The sequence below is a fragment of the Aeromonas sp. CU5 genome (assembly GCF_002586745.1).
Lineage (GTDB): Bacteria > Pseudomonadota > Gammaproteobacteria > Enterobacterales > Aeromonadaceae > Aeromonas > Aeromonas sobria.
Genome location: NZ_CP023817.1, coordinates 3,210,051 through 3,227,500 on the forward strand (window position 1 = coordinate 3,210,051; position 17,450 = coordinate 3,227,500).

11 protein-coding genes, 1 tRNA gene, 2 rRNA genes and 1 pseudogene (1 of these 15 only partly in view) are annotated in these 17,450 nt (G+C 58.6%); 6 read left to right on the top strand and 9 right to left on the bottom strand.

The annotated features are described in order from the left end of the window. Positions 1 to 20: 20 nt before the first annotated feature. Together CK911_RS14295 and CK911_RS14300 are read right to left on the bottom strand one after the other, a co-directional pair. Positions 21 to 1,637: an alpha-amylase family glycosyl hydrolase gene (locus CK911_RS14295; protein WP_098970764.1), complete on the bottom strand. Its 1,617-nt coding sequence runs from the start codon at positions 1,635 to 1,637 to the stop codon at positions 21 to 23. Positions 1,638 to 1,906: 269 nt separating this feature from the next. After that, a complete protein-coding gene (locus tag CK911_RS14300) occupies positions 1,907 to 2,164 on the bottom strand; it encodes a DUF2442 domain-containing protein (protein WP_098970766.1) in 258 nt (85 codons plus the stop codon). Positions 2,165 to 2,425: 261 nt separating this feature from the next. Here CK911_RS14300 and CK911_RS14305 point away from each other — a divergent pair, with 261 nt between their 5' ends. Continuing rightward, on the top strand, positions 2,426 to 4,390 hold the full coding sequence (locus tag CK911_RS14305) for an LTA synthase family protein (RefSeq protein WP_098970768.1): 1,965 nt from the start codon (positions 2,426 to 2,428) through the stop codon (positions 4,388 to 4,390). Positions 4,391 to 4,497: 107 nt separating this feature from the next. On the opposite strand, the gene CK911_RS14310 is transcribed toward CK911_RS14305, so the two are convergent. Then, a complete protein-coding gene (locus CK911_RS14310; RefSeq protein WP_042023133.1) occupies positions 4,498 to 4,968 on the bottom strand; it encodes an Lrp/AsnC family transcriptional regulator in 471 nt (156 codons plus the stop codon). Between the two features lie 160 nt (positions 4,969 to 5,128). On the opposite strand from CK911_RS14310, the gene CK911_RS14315 reads away from it, so the two are divergent. After that, the gene (locus CK911_RS14315) at positions 5,129 to 5,647 is read left to right on the top strand and encodes a cyclin-dependent kinase inhibitor 3 family protein (protein ID WP_172954024.1); all 519 of its coding nucleotides are present in this window, start codon (positions 5,129 to 5,131) and stop codon (positions 5,645 to 5,647) included. Here CK911_RS14315 and metA read toward each other — a convergent pair whose 3' ends face one another. Continuing rightward, positions 5,648 to 6,595 carry a homoserine O-succinyltransferase gene (gene metA, locus CK911_RS14320; RefSeq protein WP_098970772.1) on the bottom strand — a complete coding sequence of 316 codons (948 nt, stop codon included), beginning with the start codon at positions 6,593 to 6,595 and terminating at the stop codon, positions 5,648 to 5,650. Positions 6,596 to 6,739: 144 nt separating this feature from the next. On the opposite strand from metA, the pseudogene CK911_RS14325 reads away from it, so the two are divergent. From CK911_RS14325 to yidA, 4 genes and pseudogenes are all read left to right on the top strand, one after another. Beyond that, positions 6,740 to 7,977, top strand: a pseudogene (locus CK911_RS14325) (HD-GYP domain-containing protein). A 53-nt stretch (positions 7,978 to 8,030) separates the two neighbouring features. Further along, complete coding sequence (locus CK911_RS14330; RefSeq protein ID WP_098970775.1) at positions 8,031 to 9,179, top strand: CinA family nicotinamide mononucleotide deamidase-related protein; 1,149 nt, start codon at positions 8,031 to 8,033, stop codon at positions 9,177 to 9,179. 268 nt (positions 9,180 to 9,447) lie between these two features. Beyond that, the gene (locus CK911_RS14335) at positions 9,448 to 11,115 is read left to right on the top strand and encodes a DUF342 domain-containing protein (RefSeq protein WP_367576389.1); all 1,668 of its coding nucleotides are present in this window, start codon (positions 9,448 to 9,450) and stop codon (positions 11,113 to 11,115) included. 114 nt (positions 11,116 to 11,229) lie between these two features. After that, entirely contained in the window at positions 11,230 to 12,039 is an 810-nt protein-coding gene (gene yidA / locus CK911_RS14340) for a sugar-phosphatase (RefSeq protein WP_098970777.1), read from the top strand. A gap of 95 nt (positions 12,040 to 12,134) precedes the next feature. Here the strand turns inward: yidA and CK911_RS14345 are convergent, their stop codons facing one another. From CK911_RS14345 to CK911_RS14365, 5 genes are all read right to left on the bottom strand, one after another. Then, positions 12,135 to 15,218: a transglycosylase domain-containing protein gene (locus tag CK911_RS14345; RefSeq protein WP_098970779.1), complete on the bottom strand. Its 3,084-nt coding sequence runs from the start codon at positions 15,216 to 15,218 to the stop codon at positions 12,135 to 12,137. A 204-nt stretch (positions 15,219 to 15,422) separates the two neighbouring features. Then, positions 15,423 to 15,740 carry a PTS system regulator TmaR gene (tmaR, locus tag CK911_RS14350; RefSeq protein ID WP_042023151.1) on the bottom strand — a complete coding sequence of 106 codons (318 nt, stop codon included), beginning with the start codon at positions 15,738 to 15,740 and terminating at the stop codon, positions 15,423 to 15,425. Between the two features lie 414 nt (positions 15,741 to 16,154). Beyond that, positions 16,155 to 16,231: transfer RNA gene (locus CK911_RS14355), tRNA-Asp, on the bottom strand. 98 nt (positions 16,232 to 16,329) lie between these two features. After that, a 5S ribosomal RNA gene (gene rrf / locus CK911_RS14360) occupies positions 16,330 to 16,444 on the bottom strand. Between the two features lie 128 nt (positions 16,445 to 16,572). Then, positions 16,573 to 17,450 (bottom strand): 23S ribosomal RNA (locus tag CK911_RS14365); it runs 2,012 nt beyond the window's last position.

Sequence of the window (17,450 nt, forward strand, 5' to 3'; positions counted from 1 at the left end):
CACTGCTTGTTGCCGCTGACCTATTGCAGACGCAGGAAACGCCCGCTCAAGGGAGGGATCGCCACCGTCACACTGCTGCCGCCGATGGCCAGACTCTCGCCGCTTTGCAGATCCACCAGTGCGCTGCCGCTGCGCAACTTGCCCGCTGGCAGGTTGTAGCTGAGCGCCGTGGTGGAGAGGTTAAGCAGGTAGACGACTTGCTCCCCCGCCGTCTGTTTGATGTCGCCATAGAGGCTGCCGTCGGCCACCAGCTTGACTCGTTCCCCCTGATAGAGAGCAGGGTGAGCGGCGCGCATTGCCAGCAGCTGGGCGAGCCACTCTTTCAGCTCGGCCTGTTCGCTGCCCGGCACAAAGCCGGTGACAGCGGGCACCTTGCCGTCACTGCGAGCCGCGTGGTCATCGCACAAGCCCTGCGCCACGCAGTCACCGCTGACCTTGGCGGCAAAGCCCGGTACCTCGTCGCCAAACTCCTCGCCGTAATAGAGGGTGATGGGGCCGGAGCGGGCCGCAAGGAAGCTGAAGGCCGCCTTGTGGCGCTGCCAGTACTCGGCCGGATTGAAGTGGCCGCGCTCCAGCAGATCGCCAAACCGCACCAGATCGTGGTTGCCCAGCATTAGGTTGGGCATGGCGTGATTCGGGTAGTTCTCCACCTTGTTCCAGCTGGCGTCGAGCACACTGGCCCCCTGCCCGCCCTTGCCGGACTCTTCTACCGCCAGCGCCTGCACGATGCCGTAGCGCAATGGGAAGTCGAACGCCGAGGCGAGCGCCGGATTGTCGCTGCTGCCGTAAGCCTCGGCACGGATCTCGTCAGCCCCCTTCCACACTTCCCCCACCATATAGCCGAGGGTGCCCCACTGCTGACCGGCGACCTGGCGCGTTGCACTGGCTCGTTCCACTTCGCTGCGAATACCACGCCACTCGTCCAGATTGAGCTGATAGGCCTGATCGAGGCGCCAGCCATCGATGCCGTACTGCTCGACCCAGTAACGGGCCACCTCCTTGAAGTAGGCGAGACTCTCCGGCTTGCTGTAATCCACCAGCTGACCGGGATAACCGGCACCGCCGCTGGTGAGGGCAGGCTGACGCCCCTCTGGCGACGGCTTGCTCACCCCCACCTTGTTGACGTGGCCAAACACCCCGTCGAGGAATACATAGAGACCGCGCTGGTGCGCCCCATCCACCAGCTTTTTCAGCTGGGCATTGCTGCCGAAGTTGGGATCGACATTGAAGTAGTCGCAGGCGAAGTAGCCGGTGGCATCCAGCTTGTCGTCACCGCCCTGACCAGCGCAGGAGTCGAACACCGGGGTGAGCCAGATGGCGTTGACGTTGAGACTCTTGATGTGGTCGAGACTGTCTATGATCCCCTGCAGATCGCCATTGTGACGGGAGGGGCCGTAGCCGACGCCGTAGTTGGCACTACCATCACCATCGGCAAACGACTCCACCATCACCTGATAGATGCGCAGGTTGCAGGCGGGCTGATCATCGCCATAGCAGGCACGGTTGCTGACCAGATCGGTACGGTTGGGAGCCGGTGGGATGACTTCACCACCGGAAGAACTGCTGCTGCCACCGCAGGCAGCCAGTAACAGGGCGGCCCCGAGCAGGCCGCCATAGCGCAACGTTCCCTGTTTCATTGTTATGTTCCCGCTGTGAGCACAAGTGTCTGAATGCACCTGCTTTTCGCCATGATAGCGAGCGCTCGCAGAGGGGTCTGTGACTGAAAACGTTACCCGCTCATCTTGCTCAGAGCACGCCGTCGGAAGCGAAGCGGTAGTTGACCGAGAGCCAGTACGAGCGACCCGGCTCGGGAATGCGGCCACTCTGCTCATAGCTAAGCCCCGCCTGACTGGCGTGCAGCAACTTGAAGAGGGGGTCGATCCCCCTTGCTCACAAAAAGTGGGGATTAACTGAAGGCTTCCCGTTCATCGATGGGGGAGATGAGGTGATAGACCTCATGGGCTGACAAGGAACAGCCGACGGGCCACTCCAATTGGTGGTGACGGTTGATGAAGACCCGGGCGCACTGGCGCTCATTCTCCAGTTTTGCAAACAGCGCCTGACCACGCCAGGGGTTCAGATCCAGCACCCCTGTGATACCGTCCGATAACACCACAAACAGACGCCATCCCTGCACATACTCCACATCGATAAAGACCGGCATCCTTTCGGCTCCGATTGGGATAATTCGCGGTAATTATAAACACCCGCCACCCTATCCATACGCGCCACAGCTCACATTTCACCCAGCAGATTATTCTGTAATCATTAAGTGCGCACCGTCACACCATTTGATAAGCGATATGTTAATTACCCCTTTTGGCAAGCTAGAGTGCAACCTTCTCCCCATCTGCCTGTCATAAGGTCACAACAAATAAAAAAAACGTCTGTGGACAGACGTTTACAGGCTCTATCAGGAACATTCATGACAAACCTAAAACGGCGACTGGGCCCATTTTGGCCTTTCGCTATCTTCTGTGCGCTCGCCCTGCTCTCTCTCACCTTCAGTCGAATTGCCCTCGGCCTCTGGCAACTGGAACGGGTGGATGCCGTCGCCGGTTGGCAGGAGATGCTGCTGCAAGGGATCCGGGTCGATTTTGCCACCCTCTGCTGGGTCTGGGGTGTCCCCGCCATGTTCACCCTGCTGCTGGCAGGCCCCCACGCCATCGGCCGGGGCTGGCTGCAACTGATGCGAGTGTGGCTGACCGTCGGACTCTGGCTGATGCTGTTCCTCGAGATCTCCACCCCCTCGTTTGTCACCGAATATGGCGTGCGTCCCAATCGCCTCTATGTGGAGTACCTCATCTATCCGAAGGAGGTGCTCTCTATGTTGTGGGCGGGCCGCAAGGGCGAGCTGTTGCTGGCGGCGCTCTTCAGTGGCGCCGTACTGGCCGGTGGCTGGTGGCTGAGTGGCCGTCTGGTGCGCGGCCTTAGCTTCCCCCGCTGGTATCTGCGTCCAGCGTTTGCCCTGCTTATTCTGGCCATCGGTTTTCTCGGCGCTCGATCCAGTCTCGGCCATCGCGCCCTGAACCCGGCCATGGTCGCCTTTGCCGATGATCCGCTGATCAACTCACTCACTGTCAACTCCGCCTACTCCCTCTTCTTTGCCATCAAACAGATGGGTGCCGAAGAGGATGCCAGCCAGTTTTACGGCAAGATGTCCGAGGAGAAAGTGCTCGAGATCATGCGCCAGGAGAGTGGCCGTCCGGCCAGTGATTTCAACTCGAATCTGTTGCCCAGCCAGACCTTCAACCAGGCGAGCTTTCAGGGCAAACCAAAGAATCTGGTGATCTTGCTGCAAGAGAGCCTGGGTGCCCAATTTGTCGGTTCCCTCGGCGGCCTGCCGCTCACCCCCAACATCGATGCCCTGTCCCAGCAGGGTTGGGCCTTCGAGCAGCTCTACGCCACCGGCACCCGCTCGGTGCGCGGTATCGAGGCGGTGCTGACCGGCTTCACGCCAACCCCGGCGCAGGCGGTGGTCAAACTCGGCAAGAGCCAGACCAACTTCTTCACCATCGCCGATCTGCTCAAACAGCGAGGTTATGACACCAGCTTTATCTACGGCGGCGAGAGCCACTTCGACAACATGCGCAGCTTCTTCCTCGGCAACGGCTTCACCACCATCGTCGAGCAGAAGGATTTCGACAATCCGGTGTTCAAGGGATCCTGGGGCGCTTCCGATGAAGATCTGATGGCCAAAGCCGACGAGACCTTCAAGGCGCTGCACAAGGAGGGCAAACCCTTCTTCAGTCTGGTGTTCAGCTCCAGCAACCACGATCCGTTCGAATTCCCGGACAATCGCATCGAGCTCTTCGAGCAGCCCAAGCAGACCCGTAACAACGCGGCCAAGTATGCGGATTACGCCATCGGCGAGTTCTTCAAGAAGGCGAAACAGTCCGAATACTGGAAGGACACCCTGTTCCTGGTGATCGCCGATCACGACAGCCGGGTCGGCGGCTCCAGTCTGGTGCCCATCCCCCGCTTCCATATTCCGGGGGTCATCGTCGGTGACGGCATAGCGCCGAAGAAGGATCCGCGCATCGTCAGCCAGATCGACATGGCACCGACCCTGCTCTCCCTGATGGGGATCAGTGCCGACCACCCCATGCTGGGCAAGGATCTGACCCGCATGCCCGCCGACTGGCCGGGACGCGCCCTCATGCAGTACGACAAAAACTTCGCCCTGATGCGCGGCAAGGATGTGGTGATCCTGCAACCGGAGCGACCAGCGGAAGGATTTGTCTATAACCAGACCAGTGAAAAATTGACCTCTGCCGCACAACCTGACGCGATGAAAGAGGATGCGCTTGGTCTGGTGCTCTGGGGCAGCATGGCCTATCAGCAGGGGCTCTATCAGACCGCGAAGGATCAACGGGTCGCCGCCCAATAAGCGTCCCCTTTCGGATAGCAATGAGGCCGGAAAGGTAACATGTTGAATAGAAAAAACCGCCAGCTGGCGGTTTTTTCTATCTGCTCAACTGAGCGACTCGCCCGCCGTTATGGCTGGGTAAAACAGGGTAGCGAACGGCTGAATCTGTGTTCGAATACCAGTGAGGTTTCGAGGTGTACCACCTCCTCGCGGGAGGTGAAGTGGTCGAACACAAAGTTACGCAGGTGCTCGGTGTCGGAGACACACAGGTGCACCAGAAAATCATCCTTGCCGCCCATGTGGAACAGGCTGATCACTTCGGGCAGCGCCAGAATGGCATCGCGGAAGGCATCGATGATCTGGCGACTATGGCGGGCAAGCTGCAGGGAGACCATGGCCTGAATGTGGCCGCCGAGGGCCTGATAGTCCACTTCGCAGTGCGCCCCCTTGAGCACCCCGTCCTGCTGCAGTTTGCGTACCCGCTCCAGACAGGTGGAGGGGGCAACCCCCACCAGCGCGGCCAGATCCTTGTTGGTCATGCCCGCATCGCGAAACAGATGGGCCAGGATATCCAGGTCCAGTTGATCCAGATTTCTCATCTTAACTCCTTGAACCACACAATTTTTTTAAACTCTGCCCGTAAACCGGACCGAACACAACGCAGATTGACATCGCGACCACGCGCCCTATTCTTTGTCACACTCAGCATCCGGGCCTGGCCCGTTTCGTCTTGCCCCTACCTGCCTCATAAGGACTTTTATGTACTCGTCTCATCCCTTCTGGAGCCAGGAAGTCCCCCGTGTCGATGGCCAACTGCTGCTGACCCCCTGCCCCGGCACCCAGCAGGTGCCGTTGACCCTGGCGCTCGATCAACTGCGGTTTGCCGGTGCCCACGGCGTGGTGACCTTGATGACGGCTGCCGAGCTGGCCCGACTCGAACTGGAGCAACTCGGTCAGCAGGTCGAGCGCGAAGGGATGCGCTGGTTCCATCTGCCCATCGAGGATGACCAGGCCCCCGATGCCACCTTTGATCTGATCTGGCAGCAAGCACTGCCTGCAATGCGCGAGCTGCTTGGGGATGGCAAGCATCTGGTCATCCACTGCAAAGGGGGCAGTGGCCGCACCGGTCTGGTCGCCGCCGCGCTGCTGATGACCCTGGGCCAGCCACAAGCAGAAGCCATGGCCGCCATCAAGGCCCACAGACCCAAAGCATTCACCCTGGCCGCGCACCGCCAGTGGCTCGACCAGCTGGCCAAGCGGCTGGAGCAGGGCGGCTGACTACTTGCCGTCCTGACCGTAGGTGAAGACCTTGCCGATATCCTCCACCCGATAACTGGTGAGCTGATAGACGTAGTAGTTGAGCCAGTTGGCAAACAGCAGGTGACCATGGCTGCGCCAGCTGGCGCGCGGGGTGTTGCCCGGATCGTTATCAGGGTAGTAGTTGACCGGAATGGCCGGGTCGAGCCCTGCCGCCAGATCCCGCTGATACTCCCCATCCAGGGTCAGGGTGTCGTATTCAGGATGACCGGTGACAAACACCTGGCGACAATCCTTGGTCGCCGCCAGATAGACTCCCGCCTCTGCTGACTCGGCAAAAATCTGCAGGTCGGTATGGGCGCGGATCAGATCGCCATCGAACGCCGCATAGCGGGAGTGCGGGGCAACAAACTCGTCATCAAAACCGCGCAGCAGCGGCTCGTGCTCGTCGAGACGATGATGGCGGTAAACCCCGGAGAGCTTCTCGCCGTGGGTCTGTTTCTCCATGCCATAGAGCGCCTTGAGCGCAGCCTGCACCGCCCAGCAGAGGAACAGGGTGGAGGTGACATGCTGATGGGACCACTCGATGATCTCGACGATGCGCGGCCAGTAGACCACCTCCTCGAACTCCACCAGCCCGAGCGGCGCCCCTGTGATGATCATGCCGTCGTAGTTATTGCCACGCACCTGCTCGAAGTCGTGATAGAAGTTCTCGAGGTGCGCCTGCGGCGTATTCTTTGACTCCCTGTCGTCGATGCGCAGCAGATCCACATCCACCTGCAACGGCGAGTTGGAGAGCATCCGCATCAGCTGGATCTCGGTCTCAATCTTCTTTGGCATCAGGTTGAGGATCAACACCCGCAGCGGGCGGATGTTCTGGGTGACGGCCCGGGATTCCGTCATCACGAAGATGTTCTCCTGCCCCAGCACTTCGGCGGCGGGTAACTGATCCGGGATTTTGATCGGCATGCTTACTCCCTGTACTGCATCGGTAAAAGTGTCTGGACATCCAGAAGCCTATAATAAAGCCCCCAGCCTGTCATCAGATACCTTTTGTATTCATCCTCGCCTTTGACTAGCATACGGCTCAGTGTGCCTCCTGCTTCCAAGATAATGACTGGTATCAAGATTTCCGTAGATCGACTGCAAGTCGGCAACTTTGTATCCCTGCCACTGGGGTGGCGCGAACACCCGTTCCTGTTTTCCAGCTTCAAGATCAAAAGTGAAGAAGAGATCGAACTGATCCGCCGTCTCGGCCTGAAACTGGTCACCATCATTCCCGACAAGAGCGATGCGCCCCCCAAGCCTCTCAGCCAGGTGCAACCGCAGCCGGCCGAAACGTCAGATACTGCGCAGCGCCAGGCGCAGATGCAGCAGGAGAAAGATCGCCGCATCGAGCAACTGCAGCAATATCGTCGCGACTTGCAGCAATGCGAGAAGCAGTTCCAGCAGTCGCTGGCGCAGGTGCGCAGCGTGATGAGCAAGCTCCAGTCCCGCCCCCTCAACGCCATTGGCGAGGCGCAGGAGCTGATCAACGCCATGACCGAGCAACTGCTCGCCGTGGATGAGATGGTGCTTCATCTGGTCTCCGACAGCGATGATAACAACAACCTCTACTTCCACTCCCTCAATGTCAGCGTGCTCTGCATGCTACTGGCCAAGGAGTGCGGCATGTCGGCCGACCAGATCCGCCAGATTGGCATGGGGGCGCTGTTCCACGATATCGGCAAGCTGAAGATCCCGAGCCAGATCCTGCGCAAAACCGAGCCCCTCACCAAGCCGGAACAGAACCTGATGGCCCAGCACCCGCGCTACGGTCTGGATCTGCTCAATCTGGCCAAGGATTTCCCGGCCGAGGCGAAGGGGATTGTGCTGCATCACCACGAATACCTGGATGGCAGCGGCCCGGAAGGGCTCAAGGGGGGGCAACTCGATCCGCTGACCCAGATGGTGTCGCTGATCAACGAGTACGATAACCTCTGCCACATGCAGGCCAAGGTGCCCTACTCGGCCCTGAGCGGTCTCTACAAGCAGCGCAAGGCCCAGTTCAATCCGGAGTACCTCAGCATGCTGATCCGGCTGATGGGGATCTACCCCCCGGCAGCGTGGTGCAGTTATCCAACGGCCAGGTGGGGCTGGTGATGTCGGTCAACGCCTCCCGCCTGCTCTACCCTTCGGTGCTGGTCTACGATCCGCGGATCCCCCGTCAGGAGGCGGCCATCATTGACCTGCAACAGGTTGAACTGTCGATTGCCAAGGTGATCCACCCCAAACGGCTGCCACCTGCCGTGTTCGAGTACCTCAATCCACGCACCCGGATCAGCTACTACTTCGAGCAAGCCAAATCCTGATTGCCCTAGCCTCAGGTCAGCGTCATTACCCTTTTCAGAGCAAGGAGTTCGCCATGCGTATCGAGATCATCAGTACCGGAGACGAAATAGTGACGGGGCTGGTGGTGGATACCAACGCGGCCTGGCTCAGCGCCCTGCTGCTGGAACAGGGGTGGCAGGTGCGCCGCCGCCTGACTGTGGGGGACAACCTCGCCGACCTGAAAGCCGTGCTGCAAGAGAGCGCCAGCCGCGCCGAGGTGGTGCTGGTGTGCGGCGGGCTCGGCCCCACCGCCGACGACCTCACCGCTCAGGCGGCGGCCGAGGCCTTCGAGCAACCGCTCACCCTGTTCCCCGAGTGGCTCGCCACCATCACCGCCCGCTACGCCAGTCGGGGCCGCCCGATGGCACAAAGCAACGCCAAGCAGGCCTGGTTGCCACAGGGGTGCGAGATCCTCGACAACCCGGTCGGCACCGCCTGCGGCTTTGTGGTGCAAAGTGGCCAGAGCCAGCTCTTCTTCACCCCGGGCGTGCCGTTCGAGTTCAAGCAGATGGTGCGCGAGCAGATCTTGCCGCGCCTTAAACAGTTAGCCGGGGCACAGATCGACACCGAGTTGCGCCGCTTTTACACCTTCGGTGTCTCGGAATCAGCGCTCTCCGACATGCTGGATGCCGCCCCCTGGCCCACCGGCATCGAGCTGGGTTACCGCTCCTCCATGCCCCTTATCGAGCTGAAGCTGATCGGTCACGGCGCCAGCGCTGCTGACATGGAGAGCGTCGAAAGCCGGCTGCTGAACACGATCCGCCCCTGGCTGGTCGGCAGCGGGGATACAGAACCGGCGCAGCAGATCCTCGCGCTGCTGCAAGGCAGGCCACTGGCTCTGCTGGAGGGGGAGAGTGGCGGCGCGCTGCTGGCGCTTTGTCACGGCTATCCCCGGCTGGAGGCCCGCTTCAGCGCGCACCAGGCCGATGAGCTGGCGCAGCTGCCGACTGCCGATACAGGCCTGCAGCTGACCATAGGACGGGAGGGAGCAGAGGGTGTGCCACTGCTGCTCTGCGCCGATGGCAAACAGATAGGCCAGACGGTCAAGGTCAGCCATCCCGACCCGGAGAGCCGCCGTAAGATCCTCGCCTTTGCTGCGCTCGACATGCTGCGCCGCCATCTGCTGGGGGAGCCGGTACTCGGCGATTACCTGACCCTGACCAGAACGGCCCAGCGCGACTGATCACCACAGGCTCTGCCAGCGATACCCGTGTCGCTGGCAGAGATCCCCTGCCGCGATCCGGCGCACTATTTTCCACCATTTCCGAACAGCTCCCACATTTATCCGGCCGTCATCACCGATTTGACCTCAATCCATTGACCATTCAGCAGAAATATCTGAATACTGCCCACTCTCAAAGTCTGCGATTCGCTTTATCCATCATTGAGAGATTAAATGACAGTAGAGGGACGAAACCATCGCCCCTCCCTTCACCCGGCAAGGAGATACGGTGTTAAGCAAAGAGTGGCTGCTGCTATCAAGCGATATGGACCTGGTTTGCCTGCGGATTGCAGCTGGTCTCTCCAAGCCGGTCACGGAACAGGATATTCAGGCTCTGCTGCTCGCCTCCAACTGTCGCCGCTATCAGCCACTGCCAGAGGGGATCAAGCAGGCCATCAGCCTGCTCAATACCCTGCTCAGCAACCCCGCCGCCCCCGTACCCGCCAACCCGGTTCCCATCGCCAAACGGCAAGATGCCAGAGTCACCATAGTGGTGGAAAAAGATCGAATGAGCGCCAGCGCCCAGATCACCGCTGACTGGGGTGGCAAGTATCTATCTATCGAACAGTTGAAGGAGGCTATCTCCCTCAGTGAAATCAAGCAGGGAGTGAGCGAGCCTCTGCTCACCACCGCCATCCAGTCGGCCAAGGAGGCCACCCCCGGCAGTCAGCTCAAACTGGTCATCGCCCGCGGCCAGCCTGCCGTCAATGGTCAGGACACCCGCTATGAACGGCTGGTGGAGACCCCTGCCGAGCGGATCCTCAAACCCAGGGAGCTGGATCATGACCGGGTCGATCTGCGGGATCTCGGCTCCATCGTCACCGTCAAGGCGGGCGCCCAGCTGATGCGCCGTCACCCAGCCACGGTCGGGGTGCCCGGCTTTACCGTGACTGGTCAGGATCTGCCTGCCAAGAACGGCAAGGACAGTCCGATGAGTGCAGGGGACGGCACTTGCTTCTCCCCTGACGATCCCGATCTGCTGATTGCCAGCCGCGCCGGGCTGCCCTGTCAGGAAAAATCGGGCATGAAGGTAGACGAGGTGCTCAGCGTCAAACGGGTTGATGCACGCCATGGCCATATCACCTTTGAAGGGGGCTTGATCGTCAATGACGATGTCAATCCGGGCATGAAGATCTCGGTCAGCGGCGACATCGTCATCGGCGGCTTTATCGAAGGGGGCTGGATCGAGGCGGGGGGCACTATCACGGTACGCCACGGCATCATAGGCAGGCGCAACGAGCAGGGGGAGTACCTCTGCCAACTCAATGCCCAAGGAGAGATCCACGCCAGCTACGCCCAGTATGCCCAGCTGGAGGCAGGAGGCGATATCCAGATCCAGAGCCAGCTCAGCCACTGTTACAGCCACAGTGGACAGGATATCAAGGTGGGTGACGGCGGGATGCGTAAAGGCAACCTGCTGGGGGGCACCAGCATTGCCAATCGTCTCATCATCTCGCCGGTGCTGGGGGCCTCTGCCGGTAATCAGACCAAGCTGCAGATCCTCGGCGGTTACTTCACCCACAAGGAGCAGGAGCATCAGCTCAAACAGCAGCAACAGGCGTGTCAGGAGCAGCTGGAGAAGATCAAAGAACTGGTGATGCGGCTGGTGCAACTGCCCAGCGACAAGCGCAACCCCGATACCCTGCGCAAACTGAAGCCTATTCGGGAACGCCATCAACTCGAGCTGCGCCAGCTGGAGGAACAACTGGCCGCCAACCATGAAGAGCTTCAGAAACTGATGGCCGAGATGGATATCATCGCGACCCAGCACCTCTTCCCCGGGATCGAGGTGGAGATGGCTCACCACCACAACCGGGTCGATATCGAACACGGCCCGATCCATTTCTGCATCCGCGAAGATCAGCTGCTGATGAACCCTTATGAGGGGCACAAATAGGTCAACCGGCACGGATCAATCGCTGAACCAGCCGTGATCCCGCCGCCGATTTTCGCTACACTCGCCACTTCCTTGGCCCCACCGGGCGGGCCACCCAGACTCAGGTAGTGAGAGATGTACAAGCTGATCGCATTGGATATGGATGGCACCCTGCTCAACCCGCAGGGCCAGATTACTCCCCGCACCCACGCCGCCATCAGCGCCGCGCGCGCCAAAGGGCTAACCGTGGTGCTGGCCTCTGGCCGCCCGCTGGAAGGGATGAGCCGCTATCTCGAAGAGCTCGGCCTCACCACCGAGCATGACTACGTCATCTGCTACAACGGCGCCCTGGTGCAACAGGTGGCCGATCAGCGCATCATCCGCAGCCAGCTGCTGACTGGCAGTGACGCCAGCGCCATCGCCAAACTGGCCGCCGAGCTGGAAGTGAACATTCACGGCTTCTCGGTTACCCGTGGCCTGATCAGTCCCCGTGTCAGCACCTACACCGAGCATGAATCGCGCCTTATCGGCATGCCGATCAATCTGATCGACTTCGCCACTCTGGCTACCGACGAGCAGATCATGAAGGTGATGATGATCGACGAACCGCCCCAGCTCTCCCGCGCTATCGAGCGACTGCCAGCAGAGCTCTATGAGCGCTATACCGTGGTACAGAGCGCCCCCTTCTTCCTCGAGTTCATGAACAAGCAGAGCAACAAGGGAACCGGCGTTGCGGCGCTGGCCGAGCACCTTGGCCTGACCCCTGAGCAGGTGATCACCGTTGGGGATGCTGGCAACGACCGCCACATGATCGAGTACGCGGGTCTCGGGGTTGCGATGGGCAATGCCACTGACGAGATCAAAGGACTGGCCCAGCACATCACCGCCCGCAATGATGAAGATGGTGTGGCTCAGCTGATCGAGCAGTTCGTACTGAACGTCTGATCCCATCGGGCGCCCGATGAAGAAAAGAAAACGGGGAGGCTGTCAGCCTCCCCGTTTGTTATCTGCCTGGTTATGTTATCTGCAATACGTTCGTATCACTGATTTGCCAGACACTGGGTATGGGAGCCTGGTTGCAGATATGGCATCAGCAAGGGGGCCATCCCCTTGAGCACCTGCACCGGCAGCGCCGAGGTGAAGCGGAACTTGTCAGACTGGCTGCCCGGCACATAGGCGGTCAGGGTGCCGAAGTGATCTTCACCGATGAAAAAGACAAAGGTCGCGGTGCGGTTGCGCGCCAGTGAACTGGTCACATTGCCATAACGACCTACCGTCTCGATCCGGTTATCACCGGTCCCTGTCTTGCCACCCATCTGCAGCACAGTGCCATCAGGCAATGCAAAAGCACCAGCGATACGTCTGGCCGTTCCCCCTTCCACCACTTTGGAGAGGGCACTGCGTAGCGCGGCAGCAACCTCTGCAGGCATCACCCGGGTTCCCTCGGCATGCAAGGGTTCAAACGCAGTCTCGAACGGCGTTCCTTTGGCGAACGAGAGGTGCTCGATACGCAGGGTCGGCGTGCGGATCCCGCCATTCTGGATAATCCCCATCAACTCGGCCAATGCAGCCGGGCGATCACCTGAGCTGCCCAAGGCGGTCGCCAGTGATGGCACCAGATGGTCAAACGGATAACCCAGCTTGGCCCAACGCTGGTGAATGTCGAGGAAGGCCTCAACCTCCAGCATGGTGCGGATCCGGCTGTCGCGGGCGCTGCGATGACGGGTCTTGAACAGCCAGCTGTAGACCTCTTGCCGCTCGTCACGGCTGGCCGCAACCGCGTCGGCAAAGGTCGCCTTGTCGAACGCCTTGAGATAGGCCAGCAGCCACAGCTCCAGCGGGTGCACCCGAGCAATGTAGCCCTGATCCGGCAGTGAATACTTGCCCGGGCCATAGCTGACATAGAGCTGATTGATCCGTTTCGCGCTCAGCTTATCCCGCGGCAACCGTTCAGCCAGGAAGGCAGTAAAAGCCGCTTCGTCAGCTTCCGGCATCAGGTAGCGGTGAACCGCCGCCAGACGCACCGCGCTCGGCTTGAGACCATCGAGGAAGGTATCCAGCTGCTCCTCAGGGGTCTTGCCTTGATATTTACGCCAGAAGCGCAGCAGATAGGTTTGCCCCTCTTTATCGGCAAATTTGGCCAGATACTCCTGACGACGTGGATCCTTGTCATCCTTGAGCAACTGGGCGCGATTGCCCTCTTTATAGAGGCTGTAGCGCACGATATCGCGCATCAACCGGACAAATGGCAGGTTGATGGACTCGCGCAGCGCATCGCGGATGGCGGGAATACGCCCGTTATCCTCGCGGCGGAAGTTATTGAAGGTGTGCATACCACCGCCGGTAAAGAAGCCTTCATTAGGGCTGGCGGAGTATGTGCGATCCAGCGCCGCCTCAAGCATCACCGGCAAGCTCTTGTCTTTGGCACTCATCAGATAGGAGATAGCCCAGCGACTGAGATTATCCTGAGAGACCGACGCCAGTTTGCGCAAGCTCTCTGCTGGCATATTGGCATAGTGATCGTGCAGTTCAGCCACAATCTCCAGATAGGTGGTCAACACCCGTAACTTGGCGGTGGAGCCCAGTTCCAGCTTCGATCCTTCGTTGATATCGAACGGCTGATCAGTGTTGTCGGTTTGCACCCGCACCTTGAACCCTTCCGGTGACTTCTCGAACAGCGTGAAGCTGTAGCGCACATCACCGGTCTTCTCGGGGGAGAGCAAGCGCTCACCAAACAACCCGACTTGCGCTGCAACCGCAGGGTCGGCCAGTTGTTGCAGATAACGAGAGACTTCGTTCTGCAACGGCATGTTGAGGCTGGTATCTGCTGTCAGATCCATCCGATCGAGATCATAGAGCTGCACTCCGAGCTGGCGGCTCAAGCGGGTACGGGCAACCTGCAATCCCTTGTTATTGTTCACCCGGGTGATGGCCGGGGACTTCAAGAAATCACGGAAGCTAATCTTGGCTTTGAGGGCGGCCTCCATCAACGGCGGCGTGATCATCCCCTCCTGCACAAACAGGCGCAGGTAGCTGTCAGTCAGATCTGCGAGGGACGCGCGACCCTGAGCCAGATAGTAGGAGGGACGACGATGGGCAATCATCAGGGAAACCACCTGACGCAGGGCAAGCCCCTGCTCGGCCAGTGGCGCGTTCTGGTTACGGGCGGGATCAAGCAGACGGTTCACGTCATCGACATTGGCGCCAAACCATACCCAGAGACCATCACCCAGACCATGCACCTCACCATATCCCGGCGCAGCCGAGAGCGGCACTGAGTTGAGGTAGGCCCAGGCAACCAGCTTGCGCGCCTCCAGCGTTTCAGGCCCGAGACGATAGGCCCGCACACTGGCAGAAGCCATCTGACGGATCTTCTCGGTTGGCGACAGAGTCAGGCCATCCGGCGAGTGGCGATACTTCTCCACCTGGGTTGCCAGAGTACTGCCACCGGCAGATTGATCCTGCATATCCAACGCCTTGCCGACCTGAGAGAGCGCTGCTTTGGCGAACCGGGGCCAGTCGACAGCCGGGTTGGCCAGCGGCTCCTCGTTGCTCAGCAATTCCCGGTTCTCGATAAACAGCAACGACTGGATCACCAGCGGTGGAATAGAAGCAAAGTCAGGATAATGATGGGTCGGGTATTTGAACAGGTAGAAAGGTTCCGCGCGGCAATCGTGGAGCGTCAGTCCAGCCTGAACCTTTTCGGTATAAGGCACAAAGAAACCGCGAGTTGCGTAGTCATAGAGGGCATCGGAGAAATGCACCTGCCTGCTAACCTCATAACCCCGTTGCAGCAAACGTTCCTGCATCATTGGCAGTTGCACATAGCCGAGCCGCTTGTCGAACGGGCCATCACCGGGAAAAGCGATCTGCTTGCTCTGACCTGGCTCGACCTGATAGGTCAGCTTGGCGGCATAGCGGGATATCTCTTGAGACTGTAGCGTTGAGGTTTTCATCTCATAGCCCACCAGGAAGATCACCCCCCCCAGGCACGCTAAAAAGAGAAAACAAAACAACCAACGCCACCAAGAACGACGCTTACGTTTAGGGTTCCCGTCCTTGGTCTGGACAGATGAATCTTGAGATGCCACTTGTGTCAAATCCGTCTGTTCTGATGCGCCCATATCAGCCCCACCATGGTTGCGCAATTTATTGTGTTTAAAGCTTAGTCTTTTCAAGTCAATGGCTTGAAACTATTGACCGCTTTGTAGTGATGGTAACAGGGCGACTCTAAAAAGGGGAGCCGATTGTTGCAGCAGTGGCAGAGATCCGAGCTGATAACAAAACACCGGCCAGTGGCCGGTGTTTCTTAAGCGAAAGCTGAACGCTTATTTGTGAGAGCTCATGCCCTTCAGCTTGGTGCTCAGCTCTTTGCGCTCTTTGGAGAGCTCGGCATTCTTGATGATGTGATCATCAACCCGCTCTTCATAGTCGGTACGCATGTTGGCGATGATAGCCTGAACATCATCAATGCTCATGCCTGGCTTGATGTAATCGCTCAGGTTGTCGAGCAGCAGCACACGCTTCTGGTTGTCACGGATCTTCTTCTCATTGTCCGTAATTTCACGCTTGAGTTTGTTCTGACGACGGGACATTCGCACATATTCCAGTACATCACTGAAAGTAGATTTGTTTACTTGTTCCATATCGATACCACTGGCTTAAGGTTGATAAAAACGGGCCAAGTTACACCTTTATCCCAACGAACACCAAGCAGGGAAGGCAAACTCAAGATGCCCTTACTCTACCGAGTTATAAGCGAGATACAACCCTAATCACGCCCCCTCCGCGGCGTTTGGCCAAAAGTACACCACCAGAATCGTTCATTAAGCAACCAACAATCCGCTGGTATAGCTATAAAAAAGAACGAGCTGCAAACATTACAATGAAAACAGCAAAATCGATGGTACAAAAATCAATCACAGTAGCGGCTAGAAACACCAAAGCCAGGTCGAGAACCGGGCCTTTATGTTCGCTCTTGTATGCAAACATGGGCTTCAATGGACAAAATATGCCCATAGCAAAAAGGCCTTCCCATTCGGGAAGGCCTTTAAAATTAGTGGCGGAGCGGACGGGACTCGAACCCGCGACCCCCGGCGTGACAGGCCGGTATTCTAACCAACTGAACTACCGCTCCGCTATTTGGTTAGCTTTTCGCTAAATCTTTTTCCGCTTATCAGAGGTGTCATCCTCTCGGCCAATGATGTGATTCTTCACATCACTGTTTAATTGGGTGCCTGGCAGTGTCCTACTCTCGCATGGCGAATGCCACACTACCATCGGCGCTACCGCGTTTCACTTCTGAGTTCGGCATGGGATCAGGTGGTTCCACGGCGCTATGGCCGCCAGGCAAATTAATTCAATCTGAGAAAGCTGACGTGAGTAATGATGTCGCTCATGGCTTCATCACTATCACTGAATTAGTTAGTAGTTCACTTGGTATTTGCTACAAGTCTCAGAACACTTCTTGGGTGTTGTATGGTTAAGCCTCACGGGTAATTAGTATGGGTTAGCTCAACACGTCGCCGCGCTTACACACCCCACCTATCAACGTTGTGGTCTCCAACGGCCCTTTAGGACCCTCAAGGGGTCAGGGATGACTCATCTCAGGGCTCGCTTCCCGCTTAGATGCTTTCAGCGGTTATCGATTCCGAACTTAGCTACCGGGCAGTGCCACTGGCGTGACAACCCGAACACCAGAGGTTCGTTCACTCCGGTCCTCTCGTACTAGGAGCAACTCCCTTCAATCATCCAACGCCCACGGCAGATAGGGACCGAACTGTCTCACGACGTTCTGAACCCAGCTCGCGTACCACTTTAAATGGCGAACAGCCATACCCTTGGGACCGACTTCAGCCCCAGGATGTGATGAGCCGACATCGAGGTGCCAAACACCGCCGTCGATATGAACTCTTGGGCGGTATCAGCCTGTTATCCCCGGAGTACCTTTTATCCGTTGAGCGATGGCCCTTCCATTCAGAACCACCGGATCACTATGACCTACTTTCGTACCTGCTCGACCTGTCCGTCTCGCAGTTAAGCTGGCTTATGCCATTGCACTAACCTCCTGATGTCCGACCAGGATTAGCCAACCTTCGTGCTCCTCCGTTACTCTTTGGGAGGAGACCGCCCCAGTCAAACTACCCACCAGGCACTGTCCGCGAGCCCGATTCAGGGCCCTGCGTTAGAACATCAAACATACAAGGGTGGTATTTCAAGGACGGCTCCACGACAACTAGCGTTATCGCTTCAAAGCCTCCCACCTATCCTACACATGTAGGTTCAATGTTCAGTGCCAAGCTGTAGTAAAGGTTCACGGGGTCTTTCCGTCTAGCCGCGGGTACACCGCATCTTCA